Here is a 17776-nt window from a genome sequence, read left to right on the forward strand (position 1 = left end):
CGATATTTTCGGCGGAGGGTCAGCCGTCACCCCGTAGTCATCCGGATGCGGTTGCAGCGTCGCAGTTCGGCGAGCGCCCTGCGCAAGGCCGGCGGGCCGCACCGCCGCGCGGTACGGCTCGCCCATTGGGACCGGAGCGAAGCGACGCTCAATGAATCTCCGCCGACCGCTTCAAGGCGGCCTTGAGCTTCTCGAGCGAGAAATCCGCAGACCGCGCGATCTCCAGGATCGGCGTTTCACGGCGCGCGCACAACTCGGCCGCCTCGGGAAGCTTCGCCGCGATGTCGGCGGGGATGACGATCGCACCATGGCGATCGGAGTGGATCAGGTCGTCCGAGCGCACGGTCATCCCGGCGACGCGGACCTCGCCGCCGAAGCTCTCGGCATGCACCCACGCATGCGACGGACCGATCGAGCCCGCCAGTGCCTGGAAGCCGGCAGCCCATTGCGGGATGTCGCGGATCGATCCATCGGTGATCACGCCGAGGCAGCCGAGCGCCTTGTGGACGTTGCTCTGTACCTCACCCCAGAATGCGCCGTAGCCGATGTCGGGGCCGTCGATATCCTGGATCACGACGATGCGGGGACCATGACCGGTGCCGGCATATTCGTAGTAGTCGGTGCGTCGCCTCGCCTGCTCCTCCGCCGGCAATCCCGATTTGACGACGGACCGGATCGTCGCCGTCCGCGCGTAGCCGACCATGGGCGGCAGATCGGGGAACGGACACACCAGCGGCTTGGTCGTGTAGCCGATCAGGCGCCGCTCGGGCGCCACGATCTCCATCGCGTTGCAGATGGTCGGCGTATCGTAGCGCGCGAGCGCCTCGAGGACGGAAGCAGCGAGGGGCGCGGCGGCAGTGCTTGTCACGGGCGTTTTCTCCGGATGATGCGGACGGCATTCGCGGCCGTCCTTGGCCATCCGGTATAACTGAGGCGCCCAAGCCGGCAAAGCGCGCGCCGGGTCTTGGGCCCTGCGCTCAGTGCAGCCGTTCCGGCGGCCGCTGCCCCTGCTCCACCGCTGGCGCGCCGGTCGGCGCAAAAGCCGTCGTGGATGAAGACGAGGCGTGCGACGCCGCAGCCGCGGCACCAAGGACCGCGGCGTGCCGCGCCGCCTGGTGCCGATACAGCCGCCAGCCGAACGGAAGGCTCAGGATGTAGAGGATCGATCCGGCCGACAGGATGTGCCAGGGATAGACCACCAGCAGCGCCACGAAGAACACCACCGAGGCGAACACCGGCAGCACGAGTTCGGGCGAGACACGCATCCGCGTGGTCTTGCCGGAGAACACCGGCAGCCGCGACACCATCAGGAAGGCGATCAGCAGGGTGTAGAACGCCGTCACCAGCGCCGGCGGCCTCGGCAGGTCCAGGAACGCCAGATAGACGGGCAGCAGCACGGTGATGGCGCCGAGCGGTGCCGGCACGCCGGTGAAGAAATTGGCGGCGAAGGGCGGCTTGTTGGGATCGTCGATGCTGGCATTGAAGCGCGCCAGCCGCAGGCCGCCGCTGATGGCGTACATCATGGCGGCGATCCAGCCGCCGTCGCGCAGCTCATGGAGCTGCCAGAAATACAGGATCAGGCCCGGCGCCACGCCGAAATTGACGAAATCGGCCAGGCTGTCGAGCTCGGCGCCGAACTTCGACTGGCCCTTGATCATGCGGGCGATGCGGCCATCGATGCCGTCCAGGAAGGCGGCAAAGACGATGGCGCCGACCGCGAGCTCCATCCGTCCCTCGGTCGACAGCCGGATCGCGGTCAGGCCGGCGCAGATCGCCAGCAGGGTGATCATGTTCGGCACCAGCAGCCGCACCGGGATCGGGCGGAAACGGCGGCGGCGCAGTTCGGGAGAGTTCACGTCGAAGCTCATGATCACACCACGTGTGGTTTGGCCGGAACCTTGTGCCTGAACACAGCTCAAGGTCCCCTTAATGGGTCACCAGCGGGCAGCGACGGTTCACTGGCTCCGGAACGTCAGGCCGGGCACGGGGACGTCGAAATCGGCCAGGATCGTCTCGCCGGCAATGGCCGTCTGCCCCTCCGAGACCAGAACCTCCGTGCCGTCGGGGAGATAGACGTCGAGCCGCGAGCCGAAGCGGATCAGGCCGAAGCGCTCGCCAGCCCCAATGGTCTGCCCCTCGCGCACGAACGACACGATCCGGCGCGCCACGAGGCCTGCGATCTGGACCACGCCGATGCGGCCATGCGGCGTCGAGATCGCGAGCGAGTTGCGCTCGTTGTCCTCGCTCGCCTTGTCGAGCTCGGCATTGATGAAGGCGCCCGGACGGTAGGCGATCTTCTCGATCCGGCCGGCCACCGGGCTGCGGTTCACATGCACGTTGAACACGCTCATGAAGATCGAGACCCGCAGCAGCGGCCGGTCGCCGAGGCCGAGCTCGGCCGGCGGCAGGGCGCGCGTGATCATGGAGATGCGCCCGTCGGCCGGCGCCACCACCAGCCCTTCCCGCTGCGGCGTGACCCGGATCGGGTCGCGGAAGAACAGCGCGCACCAGACGGTGAGCAGCGTGCCGATCCAGCCGAGCGGGGTGAATATCCAGAACAGGATCAGGCTGACGAGGGCAAATCCCCCGATGAAAGGATAACCTTCCGGGTGGATCGGCGGGATCTGAGCGCGGATGGAATTGCTGATCGACATGGCCTGCTTCGTTGAGTGTTGTCGCTCTGACCTCAGAGCGGACCGCCGCCTTGACTAGGTCGATGGCCGGCGAAGGTCAAAATGAATCCTTAATGCATTCTTGAGTTCAGATCAGGGCGGTTCGCGGCATCATTCGGCGGCACTCGCCACCTGTCCGGTCCGATCGGGCCCGGCCGCGTCCGGCTCGCTCCGATCCGGCGGATTGCGGTTCGGCGCCCCCGCATCGTCGCCGATCTGCGCCAGTTTTTCGCGCGCCTCCTCGGCCTCGCGCTGCCGGTTCCACATGCCGGCATACAGCCCGCCTTTGGCCAGCAGCTCGGCATGAGTGCCGCGCTCGGCAATTCGCCCCCGGTCGAGCACGATGATCTCGTCGGCCGCCACGATGGTCGAAAGCCGGTGCGCGATCACGAGCGAGGTACGATTGCGCGACACGCCATCGAGCGCCTCCTGGATCTCGTGTTCGGTATGGCTGTCCAGCGCCGAGGTCGCCTCGTCCAGCACGAGGATGGGCGGCCCCTTCAGGATGGTGCGGGCAATCGCAACGCGCTGCTTCTCGCCACCGGAGAGCTTGAGGCCGCGCTCGCCCACCTGGGTCTCGTAGCCCTTCGGCGCCATCCGGATCAGACCGTCGATCTGGGCCAGCCTCGCTGCCTCCTCGACGGCGGCGTCGTCCGCATCCCAGCGTCCGTAGCGGATGTTGTAGCGGATGGTGTCATTGAACAGCACGGTATCCTGCGGGACCATCCCGATCTGGGCGCGCAGCGACACCTGGGTAACGTCGCGGATGTCCTGGCCGTCGATCAAGATGCGTCCGCCGGAGACGTCGTAGAGCCGAAACAGCAGCCGCGAGATGGTCGACTTGCCAGCACCGGACGGCCCCACGATCGCGACCGTCTTGCCCGCCGGCACCTCGAAGCTCAGCCCCTGCAGGATCGGCCGCTCCGGCTCATAGGCGAAGCGGACATCGTCGAAGCGGACATTGCCCGAGGTGACCACCAAAGGCGTCGCTCCGGCCGCGTCCTTCACCTCGGCATCGCGCGTGAGCACGCCGAACATCTTCTCGATGTCGATGATCGCCTGCTTGATCTCGCGATAGACCATGCCCATGAAGTTCAGCGGCTGGTAGAGCTGGATCATCATGCTGTTGATCATGACGAAGTCGCCGACCGTGTTGCGTCCCTGACGCACGCCCTGGGCGCACATCAGCATGGCCACCGTCAGCCCGATCGTGAAGATCACGGCCTGCCCGGCGTTGAGCACCGCGAGCGAGGTATAGGTCTTCACGCTGGCCCGCTCGTAGCGCTCCATGGAACGGTCGTAACGCTCGGCCTCCCGCGCCTCGGCGCCGAAATACTTCACTGTCTCGTAGTTGAGCAGCGAGTCGATGGCCTTGGTATTGGCATCCGTATCCGAGTCGTTCATGCGGCGCCGGATCTCGATGCGCCACTCGGTCGCAATGTAGGTGTAGTAGAGATAGGCCGCGACCATGGTGAGCGTGACCAGAACGTAGCGCCAGTCGAACTGCCACAGCAGCACCGCCGTCAGCAGCGAGACCTCGACGATGGTCGGGATCAGCTGCAGGATCACCATGCGCACGATGGTCTCGATCGCGTTGCGGCCGCGCTCGAGCACGCGGGTCAGGCCGCCGGTCTTGCGCTCGAGGTGAAAGCGCAGCGATAATTCATGCATGTGGACGAAGGTGATGGTCGCGAGCTTGCGCACGGCATGCATGGCGACGCGGGCAAAAATACCGTCGCGCCACTGCGTCAGCACCGCCATCAGCACCCGAATCCCGCCGTAGCTTGCCGTCATGACGATCGGCGAGGCCACCAGCCAGAACGCCCAGTTATCGGGCGCGATCGGCGCGGTGTTGGCGCCGGTCAACGCGTCGATCGCCCATTTGAAGGTGAAGGGCAGGACCAGCGTCGCGACCTTGGCCGCGATCAGCAGCACCACCGACCATAGCACGCGCATCTTCAGGTCGGCGCGATCGCTCGGCCAGATGAAGGGCCACAAGTGGCGCAGCGTGCCGGCCAGCGTTCCCTGCTCGAGGGACGAAGGCTGGTTGGCGGCTGGTTCGGAGGAGGAATCGGGCGGCATCAAACGTTCTGGAGCAGCGAGTGTTTTGGCATGTTGTGATGCCGGGCGTTGCCTGCGTCATATAGAGTGTCCGGGCACCGGATGCACCGGTACGTCGACGGAATCCGTTGCCGCGGCGCAGTATTTGCATACTTGTTTTCGGACAAATGGACCCATTCAGCCTGCATCAATCCGTGAAAGCCCGCGAATCCACGTCCTCCGCCCTCGTCTTGACGCCTTTCAACTGCAGTGTCACACCGATCCAATGACTGAAATCCGCACCGTTTGCGTCTATTGCGGCTCCGGCCCGGGGACGAATCCCAGCTTCATCGAATCGGCGAAAGCACTCGGCAAGGCGCTTGCCGAGAACGGCGTCAGGCTCGTCTATGGCGGCGGCTCCATCGGCATGATGGGCGCGGTTGCCAAGGCCGTGCTCGACCATGGCGGCGACGTCACCGGAATCATTCCGGACTTCCTGGTGAAGAAGGAAGTCATGATGCCGCTCAAGGATCTCATCATCACGCCCGACATGCACGAGCGCAAACGGCTGATGTTCGAGCACTCCGACGCGTTCGTGGCGCTGCCCGGCGGCATCGGCACGCTCGAGGAGCTCGTCGAGCAGCTGACCTGGAAGCAGCTCGGACGCCACGCCAAGCCGGTGCTGATGGCCAATATCGACGGCTTCTGGGAACCGCTGTTCGGGCTGCTCGCGCACATGCGCGAGACCGAGTTCATCCGCCCCGGCTTCCAGATCGAGCTGCTCAGGGCCGAACGCGTCGAGGACATCCTGCCGCGCCTGCGCGAGGCCGCCGCCCGCGTCGCCAAGGAAGAGACCGAGATGGCGCCTGAGATCGCCAAACGGCTCTGAGCCCCTACTCGCTCGGGAATGTGACCGCCTCGATCCGGTTGCCATCGGGATCAAGCACAAAGGCCGCATAATAGCGCACGCGATCATGCGGCCGCAGTCCTGGCGCACCGTCGGAAACTCCGCCCGCCTCCAACGCCGCCGCGTGAAGCGCATCGACCTCCGCCGTGCTCCTGGCTCGCAGGCACACATGAGAGCCGGTGTCGGCCGGCACGCGCGCCATGGCGGGGCGTAGATTGATCCAGAATTCCGGATAGGCCTTGCCGAAGCCGATGGTCGTGGGACGCTCGATCAGCCGCGTCAGCCCGAGCGGCGCCAGCGCACGCTCATAGAACCGCGCGCTGCGGACGAGATCGCTGACACCGACGGAGACGTGGTCGATCATGCGTTTGCTCCTGGCCTCTCCAGGTCATTGCGAAGAGCGAAGCGACGAAGCAATCCAGAATCGCGCATTCAGGCCTGGATTGCTTCGCTTCGCTCGCAACGACGGATGCATCATCTCACCCCTTCGCGCCGGACTTCACCAGCTTGTAGAATACCGAATCCATCAGCGCCTGGAACGAGGCGTCGATGATGTTCGGCGAGACGCCGACCGTGGTCCAGCGCTCTCCCTTTTCGTCCTCGCTCTCGATCAGCACGCGCGTGACCGCCTCGGTGCCGCCATTGAGGATACGGACGCGGTAGTCGATCAGCTTGAGGCCGTCGATGAAGCCCTGGTACTTGCCGAGGTCCTTGCGCAAGGCGACGTCGAGCGCATTGACCGGGCCGTTGCCTTCCGCCGCCGAGATCAGCCGCTCGCCAGCGACGTCCACCTTGACCACGGCCAGCGCCACCGTGACGCGTTCACCGAGCGCGTTGTAGCGCTGCTCGACATTGACGTCGAACTGCTCGACCCGGAAATACTCCGGCACCGAGCCCAGCGTACGCCGCGCCAGCAGCTCGAACGAGGCGTCGGCGGACTCGTAGGCGTAGCCCGCGGCCTCGCGCTCCTTCAGCTCCTCGACGAGGCGCGTCAACTTCGGATCGCTCTTGCTGAAGGGAATGCCGCCGCGCTCCAGCGCCGCGATGACGTTGGATCGTCCGGCCTGGTCGGAGACCAGCACCTTGCGATGATTGCCGACGCGCTCGGGCAGGACGTGCTCATAGGTCTGCGGATCCTTCAGCACGGCCGACGCATGAATACCGGTCTTGGTGACGAAGGCGCTCTCGCCGACATAAGGCGCGTGCCGGTTCGGCGCACGGTTCAGCATGTCGTCGAGCGTGCGCGAGACCTTCATCAGGCCGGCGAGCTGCCGGTCCGATACGGCGATCTCGAACCGATCCGAGAACTCCGTCTTCAGCTTCAAGGTCGGGATCAGTGAGCACAGATTGGCATTGCCGCAGCGCTCACCGAGTCCGTTCAAGGTGCCCTGGATCTGCCGCACGCCAGCGCGGACCGCGGCAAGCGAGTTCGCCACCGCCTGCTCGGTGTCGTTATGGGCGTGGATGCCGAGGTGATCGCCCGGCACGTGCTTGGCGACCTCGCCGACGATCAGCTCGATCTCGTGCGGCATGGTGCCGCCATTGGTGTCGCACAGCACGACCCAGCGCGCGCCGGCCTCATAGGCCGCGCGGGTGCAGGCCAGCGCGAACTCCGCATTCTCCTTGTAGCCGTCGAAGAAATGCTCGCAGTCGAGCATCACCTCGCGCCCCGCAGCCTTCGCGGCCGTCACGCTGTCGCGGATCGAGGCGAGATTCTCCTCGTTGGTGGTCTCCAGCGCGACGCGCACCTGGTAGGCGGATGACTTCGCGACGAAGCAGATCGCGTCCGCCTTGGCCTCCAGCAGCGCCGCCACGCCCGGATCGTTGGACACCGAGCGTCCCGCCCGGCGCGTCATCCCGAAGGCGGTGAAGCGGGCGTGGCCGAGCTTCGGCTTGGCGGCGAAGAACTCGGTGTCGAGCGGGTTGGCGCCGGGATAGCCGCCCTCGACATAGTCGATGCCGAGATCGTCGAGCATGCGCGCGATCGCCTGCTTGTCGGCCAGCGTGAAATCGACACCGTTGGTCTGCGCGCCATCGCGCAGGGTGGTGTCGAACAGATAAAGTCGTTCCCTGCTTGTGCCTGCCCTGCTCATGCCTGCGCTCCCCCGGAGCCGAGCGTCTTCTTCATCGTCGTGTTGGCGAGCCACTCGCCATTGATGGAGACGCTATTGCGCTGCTGCGCGACGTAGCCGCGCTTGCGGAAGAATTCGACCGCCGTGTCGCTGGCGTCGACCGACAGACCGGTCGTGCCGCGCGCGCCCGCCAGCTTTTCCAGCGCGTCGCATAGCAGGGCCCCGACGCCCTGCCCCGCCGCGTTCGGATGGACATAGAGCATGTCGATGTGATCGTTGCCCTTCAGCGCGGCGAAGCCGACCGGCGAGCCCTGCAGGGTCGCAATCAAGGTGAGCTCGGATGCCAGCCTCTTGCCAAAACCCGTCTCATCCTCAGCAGCGGACGCCCAGGCCTCCTGCTGCTCCTCGCTGTAGTCATCACCGGTCAATTGCTGGATGCTGGCGACGAAGATCGCGGCCAGCACCGGCGCATCAGCGGGAAGAAACGGCCGCAGCGCGGGCCTCGGGAGAGCCTGTCCCATGCGTCACCACATGCCATAGAGTTTCGTGACCAGCGCCACTGCGCCCGCGATCAGCACCAGCTTGAGCAGGATGTAGTACAGCCAGTGCCGCGGAAACGGGGTGTCGGGCTTGCTCATCGCGCAATCTCCCAGGTCGTGACCGGCTTGCCGTCGGCGCCCTTGCCGTCCTTCAATACGATACCCATCGCGGCGAGTGCGTCGCGGAGGCGATCGGACTCCTTGAAGTCCTTGCGCGCCCGGGCCGCGGTACGTTCGGCGATCAGGCTTTCGACCTTGGCGGCGTCGACGCCTTTGGCCTGCTGCTTTCGCGCTTCCCATTGCGCGACGGTGTCCGACAGGAAGCCCGCAAAGCGGAGCGAGCCGGCAAAGGCCGCGCGGTCCGTCTCGCCGCCGGACGCCGCACGGCTCCGCAACGCGTGCAGCTCTGCGATCATCAGCGGCGTGTTGAGGTCGTCGACGAGGGCGGCGATGATCTCGGGCCCCGGCTGCTCACCCGGCGCATCGGCCACGACGCGATACCAGTCGTCGAGCGTCTTCGCGCTCTCCTCCAGGCCCTTGACGGTCCAATCGGCCGGCGAGCGATAATGCATCTTGAGCATGTTGAGGCGCAGCACCTCGCCAGGCCAGTCCGCCAGCAGGTCGTGGATGGTGACGAAATTGCCGAGGCTCTTCGACATCTTCGCGCCCTCAACCTGGACGAACTCATTGTGCAGCCAGTAGTTCGCCATCACCGACGTGCCGTGCGCGCAGCGCGACTGCGCGATCTCGTTCTCATGATGCGGGAAGATCAGATCGAGTCCGCCGCCATGGATGTCGAAGACCTCGCCGAGATAGGCCGCGCTCATCGCCGAGCACTCGATGTGCCAGCCCGGCCGGCCGCGGCCCCACGGGCTGTCCCAGCCCGGCTCGTCCTCCGACGACTGCTTCCACAGCACGAAGTCGGCAGGATTCTTCTTGTGCGCATCGACGGCCACGCGCGCGCCGGCGAGTTGCTCGTCGAGCCTGCGGCCCGACAGCGCGCCGTAGTCCGGCATCGACCGGGTGTCGAACAACACCTCGCCGCCCGCCTCATAGGCGTGGCCACGCGCGATCAGTTGCTTGATCAGGCTCACCATATCCGCCTTGCCATCAGGGCGCGGCAGCACGAACTCGGTGGCGCGTGGCTCGAAGGTCGGCGGCAGGCTGCCGAGCGCAGCCGCGTCGCTGCGGAACTGATTGGCCGTCAGCTCCGTCACCTTCCGGATCGCCTCGTTCAGCGGCAGCCCGGGAAAGTCGCGCGCGGCGCGGGCGTTGATCTTGTCGTCGACGTCCGTGATGTTGCGGACATAAGTGACGTGATCCTTGCCATAGAGATGCCGCAGCAGCCGGAACAGCACGTCGAAGACGATCACGGGCCGCGCATTGCCGATATGGGCGAAGTCGTAGACCGTCGGTCCGCAGACATACATGCGGACATTGTTGGGATCGAGCGGCACGAAGGGGCGCTTCTCCCGCGACGCGGTGTCGTACAAACGCAAGTCCATGGTCCGTCCCCGAATGCCCTGTGCTCACCGCCCCGCCGGACCGACAGTCCATGACGAAGCGAAACGGGTGTCCTACGCCGCACGACCGCCCGCGAGCGGGCCGCCACGGCACGAATCACACTTCCGACCTGCCGGCCGGGCGTCCTGATCATCTCTGTTGAGAAAAGACGGCCTCAGCCAGCGAATCGCTAGCGCGTAATCTCGCGGCAAATGCAGCAGATGGCGAGGAAACCGTTCATGAAACTCACCATGCTGCAGCAGACTGTCTCCGTCAAGAGCCGCAAAACGGCCGTTTTCACTGCCCAAATGCTCGCGCCCCGCCTCATGGTTAATCATTTTTAAGCTTTTGGGCCTAACCATGAGTTGTCTCCTACACCCACCGGTGCACCATGCGAATCTCCCCGGCGCTGCTCGCCTGCTGTGTTCTCCTCGCCGCCGCGACCACCGCCACGGCGGAGAGTCGCATCTTCATCATCGCCAACGAAGCCGACGGCTACGGCGTCGACCAGTGCCTCGCCAAGGGCGACCGATGCGGCGCCTCGGCCGCGCGGTCGTACTGCCAATCACGGGATTTTGCACAGGCCTCCTCCTATCGCCGCGTCGACCCCGATGAAATCACCGGATCGGTGCCGAAAGCCGGCGCAAACTGCGCCCGTGGCGGCTGCAGCGACTTTGTCGCGATCACCTGCCAGCGCTGAGACGGCCGGGAACGGCGGTTCCCGCCACCCCGGCGCCCTGGAAACGACGTGACGATGCCCGACAAAGCGGCTATGGGATGCCCGCCGCTGCCGCGATTTTTCCGAATTCTGTGCTAGTCCCGCGGCTGCACCCATGGACCGGAATACCGCATCTTGATCGCATCCCTGTCTCCGCGCCTGCTGGCCGTGTCTGCGCTGCTCGGACTGACCCTGACCGGCTCGCTCGCCCTCGCGCAATCCAGCTCCGATTCCTATGCGCAGATGCCGCCGGGCCCGCCCGGACCGCAGGCCGGCGTCAATCCGATCTGTCCGCGCCTGGAGGCGCAGCTCGCCTCGATCGATCGCGGTGGCGGCGACCCCGCGCGTGAGGACCAGATCCGGCGCTATCAGGATGCTGCCGCCAAGCAGCAAGGCGAGCTCGACCGCGTCAGCATGCAGGCCAAGCGCATGGGCTGCGACAGCCCGGGTTTCTTCTCGATCTTCAACGGCCGCTCGGCCGAATGCGCCCCGGTGAACAACCAGATCCAGCAGATGCGGTCCAACCTGGACCAGATCATGAGCAGCCTGGAGCGGCTGCGCGGCGGCGGGTTCGGCGGCGAGCGCGACAACCAGCGCCGCTCGGTGCTGGCAGCCCTCGGCCAGAACAATTGCGGCCCGCAATATCAGCAATACGCTAACGCCAATCGCGGCGGCGGCGGCAACTTCCTGACCAGCCTGTTCGGCGGCGGTGCCGACAGCAATCCCGCCGCTTCGCTGCCGCCGCCGAGCGCCGATCTCGCGGCGCCGCAGGGCACCTACCGGACGGTGTGCGTGCGTAGCTGCGACGGCGCCTATTTCCCGATCTCGTTTGCCACCGTTCCCGGCCGCTTCGCCGACGACGAGCGCGCCTGCAAGGCGCAATGCCCCGCCGCCGACGCGACGCTGTTCACCTATCGCAATCCCGGCGAGGACATGAACCAGGCGGTCTCGGTCAACGGCCAGCCCTACACCGCGCTGCCGAACGCCTTCAAGTATCGCACCGAGTTCAACCCGAGCTGTTCCTGCAAGGCGCCCGGCCAGACCTGGGCCGACGCGCTGAAATCGATCGACGACCGGGCCACAGCCGCCGAGCAGGGCGACATCATCGTTACCGAGGAGAGCGCCAAGCGGATGCAGCAGCGCCAGACCGGCAAGCCGCCGGCGAACGCCGCCCGCAAAGGCGCCGCGCCGGCCGATGCGGCAGCGCCCGCGACCGCGGACGCCACGACGGGCGCCGGTGGCGACAAACAGATCCGCACGGTCGGACCGACCTTCATTCCGGCGCGTTGAGCGAGATCGCCGGGCCATCGGGTCATCCTTCGAACGCATCTGAGGACGCGCGGCCAGCGAGATCGGGCGACATGAATTCGCCCGACGGTCCCAGCGCGTTCGCAGGCTTCCAACGATTGCGCAGCGCTGCGAGACGAACGATCTCGGCCTGGGACACGCCGTCGACGAGAGTGGCACCGCCAGTCGCGTCACCGATCTCGCAGCCATGCCGGTCTGACGTCTTGCGAGGCACGACCGCGAGCGCACCGGAGAGGCTCGCCAAGGCCAGCAGCAGCGAGCCGCGCACGCGCGCCCGGAGAGCGTGACGGGCGTCGCCCGCCAGCGGCCCGGGGAGAACCGTTTCGAAGCCCGCCACTGCCGGTGCGATCGGCAACGTCTCGGCGGTGACGCCGAACCGCGCCGCGACTGCAATAGCCGGCGATTCCTGCGGCATGTCCGGCCCGGACAGCACCACACCGCGCACCCTCGCAGCTCCGAGCGCATCGACGGCCATCGCCAATGACAGCGCGGATTCGATGCCTCCGGTCAGAGCCAGCACGATCCCGGTGAAGCCATGCTTCTCGACGTGGTCGCGCAGGCCGAGCACGCGGGCCGCGTAGTCCGCCTCGTCGCCCTCGCTCGGCGTGGTGACCGGTCCCCGACACTGCCAGCCGTCTCCCCTGCTCCATGCCAAGGTCGTGACCTCAGCGGCGAAGCCCGGAAGCTGCGCGGCCACCGAGAGATCGGCGTTCAGCGCGAACGATGCGCCGTCGAACACCTTGCCGTCCTGACCGCCGACCTGGTTGAGCCAGACGAGCGGCAGATCGCTTTCGGTGACGCGGGCGACCGCGGCCGACAGGCGCCGGTCGCCGCCGCTGCGCAGGTAGCATGAGCGGCTCGGCACGACGATGAGTTCGGCCCCGGTTTCCGCCAGCGTCTCGATGACGTTTTCGTCGTTCGAGGATTCTTCGGGCGAGATGTCTTCGCCGATCGCGACGCCGATGCGGACGCCCCGCACGCTGAGCGGGCCGGCCGCCGGGCCGCGCATGAACACGCGCTTCTGATCACCATCGGCCAGGTTGGCCTTGAAGCGCGTCGCGGCGATGCGGCCGGTGTCGAGCAGCACGCAGGCATTGTAGAGCTTGCCGTCGTCGATCCAGGGCGTGCCGATCAGCACCGCCGGCCCGCCATCGGCGGTCTCGCGCGCGAGAGCCTCGATCGCGGCCCGGCACGCGGCCTGAAATGCCGGCTTCAGCACCAGGTCCTGGCATGGATGCCCCGCCAGGAACAGCTCCGGCAGCACCACGAGATCGGCGCCGTCGGCCGCCGCCCTCGCCCGCGCCTCGCGCGCCTTCGCGGCATTTCCCGCGATGTCGCCGACCGTCGGGTTGAGCTGGGCCAGCGTGATCCTGAAGATGTCGGCGGCCATCGCTCAACTCATTCAAAGCAGCCCGAGCCGCTCGGCGATCGCGAACAGCCAGAAGCAGCCCGACATCAGCAGCGCGACGCCGACGGCAGCCGAGCCGAGATCCTTGACCCGGCCGATCTGCAGATCGTGCTCGGTGGTGAGGCGGTCGGCGAGCTTCTCGATCGCGGTGTTGAGCAGCTCGACGACCAGCACCAGCACCACCGCGCAGACCAGCTCGACGCTGCGCATCGGCGTCGCGCCGACGACATAGGCCAGCGGCAGCGCCAGCAGGAACGCGACCACCTCCTCGCGCACCGCCTGCTCGGAGCGGAGCGCGAAGGCCAGGCCGTTGCGCGAGTTGACCGTCGCGCGCCACAAACGCAGCATCAGAAGCCCGCGACGGCCGGCATCGGTGCGGTCTTGCCGCCGCGCTGCTGCTTCAGCAGCTCGGCGATCAGGAACGCCATGTCGATCGACTGCTCGGCGTTCAGCCGGGGATCGCACACCGTGTGATAGCGGTCGTTGAGATCCTCGTCGGTGATCGCGCGCGCGCCGCCGATGCATTCGGTGACGTCCTTGCCGGTCATCTCGAGATGGATGCCGCCGGCATGGGTGCCCTCCGCGGCATGCACCGCGAAGAACGCCCGCACCTCGGATACGATGCGATCGAACGGCCGTGTCTTGTAGCCCGAGGTCGAGGTGATGGTGTTGCCGTGCATCGGATCGCACGACCACACCACCTTGCGCCCTTCCCGCTGCACCGCGCGGATCAGTCCCGGCAGATGATCGCCGACCTTGTCGGCGCCGAAGCGGTTGATCAGGGTCAGCCGGCCCGGCTCGTTGTCGGGATTGAGGATGTCGATCAGCTTCAGCAGCTCGTCCGGCTTCAGCGACGGGCCGCATTTCAGGCCGATCGGGTTCTTGATGCCGCGGAAATATTCGACATGGCCGTGGTCGAGCTGGCGGGTGCGGTCGCCGATCCAGATGAAATGGCCCGAGGTCGCGTACCAGTCGCCGGTGGTGGAATCGACCCGGGTGAAGGCCTGCTCATAGCCGAGCAGCAGCGCCTCGTGGCTGGTGTAGAAGTCGGTGGCGCGCAGCTCCGGATGGCTCTCGAGGTCGAGGCCGCAGGCGCGCATGAAGTTGAGCGCGTCCGAGATGCGGTCGGCCAGCTCCTTGTAGCGCCGCGACTGCGGGGAATCCTTGACGAAGCCGAGCATCCACTGATGCACGCTGCCGAGATTGGCGAAGCCGCCGGTGGCGAACGCGCGCAGCAGGTTCAAGGTCGCCGCCGACTGCCGGTAGGCGTCGAGCTGGCGCTGCGGATCGGGGATGCGCGCCTCGGGCGTGAAGGCGGTGTCGTTGACGATGTCGCCGCGATAGCTCGGCAGCTCGACGCCATTGATCTTCTCCGTCGGCGACGAGCGTGGCTTGGCGAACTGGCCGGCGATGCGGCCGACCTTCACCACCGGCACCGCGCCGGCATAGGTCATGACCACGGCCATCTGCAGCAGCACGCGGAAGAAGTCGCGGATGTTGTTGGCGCCGTGCTCGGCGAAGCTCTCGGCGCAGTCGCCGCCCTGCAACAGGAATGCCTCGCCCGCCGCCACCCGCGCCAGCGCCTTCTTCAGGTTGCGCGCCTCGCCGGCGAACACCAGCGGCGGGAAGGTCGCAAGCTGCGCCTCGACCTCGGCGAGCGCCTTCTGGTCGGGATAGTCAGGCACCTGCTGCACCGGCTTGGACCGCCAGCTCTCCGGGCTCCAGCGCTCGGTCATGGCTCTCTACTCCCTCTCGGCAACTGCACGCCAAATTCCCCGCGCGGCGGCGCGCGCCTTATACACAGCCTGCTCCCGTGCCGCCACTTGGAATTTAGGGCGCGGACACAAGGGCTTGCACCGCCACCCGAATTTGACTTTGCTGCGGAAGGGCAAGTGATGGGAGGACGAGGCGTGGCTGAGACGGGATCCGACGGCGTTTCGAGCGAGGATCTGACCCTTCCGGCCGTCGATGGCTTTGCGCTCGCGGGCACCCTGTTCATGCCGCGCGGCACGCCGGCGCATGCCGTGCTGATCAATTCCGGGGCGGCGATCCCGCGCCGGATCTATCGCGGCTTCGCTGCTCATCTTGCCCAGCAGGGTTGCGCGGTTCTGACCTACGACTATCGCGGGATCGGCGGCAGCCGTCCCCGCTCCCTGAAGGGCTTTGCGGCCTCGATGACCGACTGGGCCGCACTCGACATCACCGGCGCGGTCGGTTGGATGCGTGCGCGCTACGGTGCGCTGCCGCTGCGCTATGTCGGCCACTCCTTCGGCGGCCAGACGCTCGGCCTGCTCGCCAACAACACCGAGGTGTCGCGCGCCCTCTTCATCGCCTCGCAGGCCGGCTATTGGAAGCTGATGGCCCCGGGCGAACGCTGGCGCGTGGCGACGATGCTCAACGGCGTTGGCGTCCCGCTGACTCATGCGCTGGGTTACACGCCGGGCTGGAGTGGCGTCGGCGAGGACCTGCCGAAGGGTGTCTTCCTGCAATGGGTGCGCTGGATCATGAGCCCGCGCTATCTGTTCGATGACGCATCGCTGCCGCTTGCCAACTACGCCAACTTCAAGAGTCCCGTCCGGGCGCTGTGCCTCGCCGACGATCCCTGGGCCACGCGGCCCGCGGTTGAGCTGCTGTGCGCTGGTTATACGGGCACGACGCCGGAGCTGCTCGACATCGCGCCGCAGGACGTCGGGGCGTCCGCGATCGGCCATATGGGCTTCTTCCGCGCGGCGCATCGCGACACGCTGTGGCGCAGCGCGACGGAGTGGCTGCTCGAAAGCTGACGCGATCGGTTCGTCATAGCCCATGAGCGAGCGCTCCCGCGGCAGATGCTGCCCGAGCTGTGCTGATGTCGTTCACCCTCATCAAGTCGGAGGGCGCAGGGAAGGCCAGGCGTCGGCTGACGCCTGCGGCCCGCCTGCGAAAAAAATGCAGGCGGCAGGTACCACAGGTGCAGCCGAGAACGCCCGGCCTTCCCTGCGCGACGGTCTTAACGCTTATACGCAGTCTGCCTGGTGCGCCGGGCTTGTTGGCCACCATTCGCGACAATGCTTGCGCATTGCGCGGGACACCAGCATCGGGGTGTCAGCACGCTGCGACTTCACGTCCGCACCATGCCGTTCGTCGGCGCGTCCGAAGACACGCTGCGGCACAAGTGCGGCCATCGCTCCCCGCCTCGCGTGTCGTGACGATCGCGCGCAACGCCCCTCCGGCCGAGGCGGGATGCGCGCATCAAAGCACAATTTCTGAATTTCGTAAAGTAGATTCTGCCCGACGGGCCGTTTGCGCAAGGCACATCTGTGGGGAGTCCTGCCTCGATCCGCCGGGTGCAGAAGCCGGACCGATTGCGCTGGTCGAGCTCGGCCGGAACGCTCGGAGGTCGACCTACACCCCGACCATGCGCGCCAGGACGGCACAACGGAACGAACCGCGTGACCGGCCGTTGCCCCTGCGCTGCATCATTTCTCGGATCCTCCGGATGTCGTGCACGCCTTTCCATGAGGGCAGATGATGACCGCAGCCCGGACCACAGCGCGCGCGCTCGCGGCGTCGACGCCCAGCCGCCTGACCAACTCGACACCATCCCTCCAGCCGCTGGCGCATCGCAGCCGGTCGCTGGCGAAGACTCATCCATTTCTTCTGGCGGCAGCGGCGGCCACGACCGTTCTGGCCGTCACAGCACTGATCAATCGCCGCCTCGCCAAGTCTGCCGAGCGGGCCAATCCTCCCGCCGGCCAGTTCATGGACGTCGACGGCGTCCGGCTGCACTATGTCGAGCGCGGCACCGGCGTGCCGCTGGTGCTGCTGCACGGCAACGGCAGCATGATCCAGGACTTCGCCTCCAGCGGCCTGATCGATCTGGCGGCGCAGAACTACCGTGTCATTGCGTTCGACCGGCCGGGCTTCGGCCACAGCGACCGGCCGCGCAACGTCGTGTGGACGCCGACGGCGCAGGCCGGGCTAATCAAGAGCGCGCTCGATCGCCTGGGCGTCTCGGAGGCCTTCGTCCTGGGTCATTCCTGGGGCGCATCCGTCGCCGTCGCGCTCGCCCTCGAACATCCGACCATGGTCAAGGGCATGGTGCTCGCCTCCGGCTATTACTACCCGACCTTCCGGTCCGACGTGGTGGCCGGATCGGCTCCGGCCATTCCCTTGCTGGGCGATATCCTGCGCTACACCATCTCCCCTCTGATCAGCCGGATGATGTGGCCGCTGCTGATGGCCAAGCTGTTCGGCCCGCGATCGGTTCCGGCGAAGTTTGCCGGCTTCCCCAAGGAAATGGCGGTTCGCCCGTCGCAGATCCGCGCCTCCGCCGCGGAGGCCGCGCTGATGATTCCCGATGCTTTCCGCTTCAGGAGAGCGTACGGTGAGCTGAAGATGCCGGTCGTGATCGTTGCCGGTGATCAGGATCGCCTGATCGACATCGACGCGCAGTCCAGACGGCTTCATCACGACGTCAGCCAGAGCACCTTTCGCCGCGTGCGCGGCGCCGGCCACATGGTGCATCAGACGGCGACCGAGGCCGTCATGTCCTCGATCGACGAAGTCGCAGCGGCGGCGTAGTCGGAGGGCGAACATGGCTGCGGCTGCCGGATTGCGGGATCCGTAG

At 66.8% G+C, this 17776-nt stretch carries 16 protein-coding genes; 5 read left to right on the top strand and 11 right to left on the bottom strand.

The features are described 5' to 3' along the window. Positions 1–148: 148 nt before the first annotated feature. The 4 genes from ACQR0U_RS14680 to ACQR0U_RS14695 all read right to left on the bottom strand — a co-directional run bounded on the left by ACQR0U_RS14680 (position 149) and on the right by ACQR0U_RS14695 (position 4754). Complete coding sequence (locus tag ACQR0U_RS14680) at positions 149–868, bottom strand: RraA family protein (protein ID WP_315749691.1); 720 nt, start codon at positions 866–868, stop codon at positions 149–151. A gap of 109 nt (positions 869–977) precedes the next feature. Next, a complete protein-coding gene (locus ACQR0U_RS14685) occupies positions 978–1868 on the bottom strand; it encodes a CDP-alcohol phosphatidyltransferase family protein (protein ID WP_315714503.1) in 891 nt (296 codons plus the stop codon). Between the two features lie 87 nt (positions 1869–1955). Continuing rightward, on the bottom strand, positions 1956–2690 hold the full coding sequence (locus tag ACQR0U_RS14690; protein ID WP_315714965.1) for a phosphatidylserine decarboxylase: 735 nt from the start codon (positions 2688–2690) through the stop codon (positions 1956–1958). A 93-nt stretch (positions 2691–2783) separates the two neighbouring features. Beyond that, positions 2784–4754, bottom strand: a complete 1971-nt coding sequence (locus tag ACQR0U_RS14695; RefSeq protein ID WP_315749689.1) for an ABCB family ABC transporter ATP-binding protein/permease — start codon at positions 4752–4754, stop codon at positions 2784–2786. Positions 4755–4998: 244 nt separating this feature from the next. Between ACQR0U_RS14695 and ACQR0U_RS14700 the strand changes: the two genes are divergently transcribed. Next, entirely contained in the window at positions 4999–5601 is a 603-nt protein-coding gene (locus ACQR0U_RS14700) for a TIGR00730 family Rossman fold protein (RefSeq protein ID WP_315749687.1), read from the top strand. A gap of 4 nt (positions 5602–5605) precedes the next feature. Here ACQR0U_RS14700 and ACQR0U_RS14705 read toward each other — a convergent pair whose 3' ends face one another. From ACQR0U_RS14705 to cysS, 4 genes are all read right to left on the bottom strand, one after another. Further along, entirely contained in the window at positions 5606–5983 is a 378-nt protein-coding gene (locus ACQR0U_RS14705; protein ID WP_315749685.1) for a VOC family protein, read from the bottom strand. Between the two features lie 115 nt (positions 5984–6098). Continuing rightward, positions 6099–7712 carry a citramalate synthase gene (cimA, locus tag ACQR0U_RS14710; protein ID WP_315749684.1) on the bottom strand — a complete coding sequence of 538 codons (1614 nt, stop codon included), beginning with the start codon at positions 7710–7712 and terminating at the stop codon, positions 6099–6101. Then, positions 7709–8212, bottom strand: a complete 504-nt coding sequence (locus ACQR0U_RS14715) for a GNAT family N-acetyltransferase (RefSeq protein WP_315714508.1) — start codon at positions 8210–8212, stop codon at positions 7709–7711. Before ACQR0U_RS14715 ends, cimA begins: the two co-directional genes overlap by 4 nt. Positions 8213–8325: 113 nt before the next feature. Then, positions 8326–9735 carry a cysteine--tRNA ligase gene (cysS, locus tag ACQR0U_RS14720; protein ID WP_434843431.1) on the bottom strand — a complete coding sequence of 470 codons (1410 nt, stop codon included), beginning with the start codon at positions 9733–9735 and terminating at the stop codon, positions 8326–8328. Positions 9736–10124: 389 nt separating this feature from the next. Here cysS and ACQR0U_RS14725 point away from each other — a divergent pair, with 389 nt between their 5' ends. After that, positions 10125–10433, top strand: coding sequence for a hypothetical protein (locus ACQR0U_RS14725; protein WP_315714511.1), 309 nt, complete (start codon positions 10125–10127; stop codon positions 10431–10433). 153 nt (positions 10434–10586) lie between these two features. After that, the gene (locus tag ACQR0U_RS14730; RefSeq protein ID WP_315749681.1) at positions 10587–11741 is read left to right on the top strand and encodes a DUF2865 domain-containing protein; all 1155 of its coding nucleotides are present in this window, start codon (positions 10587–10589) and stop codon (positions 11739–11741) included. A 22-nt stretch (positions 11742–11763) separates the two neighbouring features. Here ACQR0U_RS14730 and ACQR0U_RS14735 read toward each other — a convergent pair whose 3' ends face one another. Genes ACQR0U_RS14735 through ACQR0U_RS14745 form a run of 3 tightly spaced genes read right to left on the bottom strand, consistent with a single transcriptional unit; the run spans position 11764 to position 14903 of the window. Further along, a complete protein-coding gene (locus ACQR0U_RS14735; protein WP_315749680.1) occupies positions 11764–13149 on the bottom strand; it encodes a nitrilase-related carbon-nitrogen hydrolase in 1386 nt (461 codons plus the stop codon). A 12-nt stretch (positions 13150–13161) separates the two neighbouring features. Next, positions 13162–13515: a diacylglycerol kinase gene (locus ACQR0U_RS14740; RefSeq protein WP_315749679.1), complete on the bottom strand. Its 354-nt coding sequence runs from the start codon at positions 13513–13515 to the stop codon at positions 13162–13164. After that, positions 13515–14903 (bottom strand): class II 3-deoxy-7-phosphoheptulonate synthase, encoded by a 1389-nt coding sequence (locus ACQR0U_RS14745; protein WP_315749678.1) that lies wholly within the window; start codon positions 14901–14903, stop codon positions 13515–13517. The genes ACQR0U_RS14740 and ACQR0U_RS14745 overlap by 1 nt, the downstream gene beginning before the upstream one ends. Positions 14904–15077: 174 nt before the next feature. On the opposite strand from ACQR0U_RS14745, the gene ACQR0U_RS14750 reads away from it, so the two are divergent. Both ACQR0U_RS14750 and ACQR0U_RS14755 read left to right on the top strand, forming a co-directional pair. Continuing rightward, on the top strand, positions 15078–15950 hold the full coding sequence (locus ACQR0U_RS14750; RefSeq protein WP_315714516.1) for an alpha/beta hydrolase family protein: 873 nt from the start codon (positions 15078–15080) through the stop codon (positions 15948–15950). A gap of 727 nt (positions 15951–16677) precedes the next feature. Next, positions 16678–17730, top strand: a complete 1053-nt coding sequence (locus ACQR0U_RS14755; RefSeq protein ID WP_315714966.1) for an alpha/beta fold hydrolase — start codon at positions 16678–16680, stop codon at positions 17728–17730. The last annotated feature ends 46 nt before the right edge of the window (positions 17731–17776 follow it).

The organism is Bradyrhizobium sp. HKCCYLRH3097 (assembly GCF_051167875.1).
Taxonomy (GTDB): domain Bacteria; phylum Pseudomonadota; class Alphaproteobacteria; order Rhizobiales; family Xanthobacteraceae; genus Bradyrhizobium.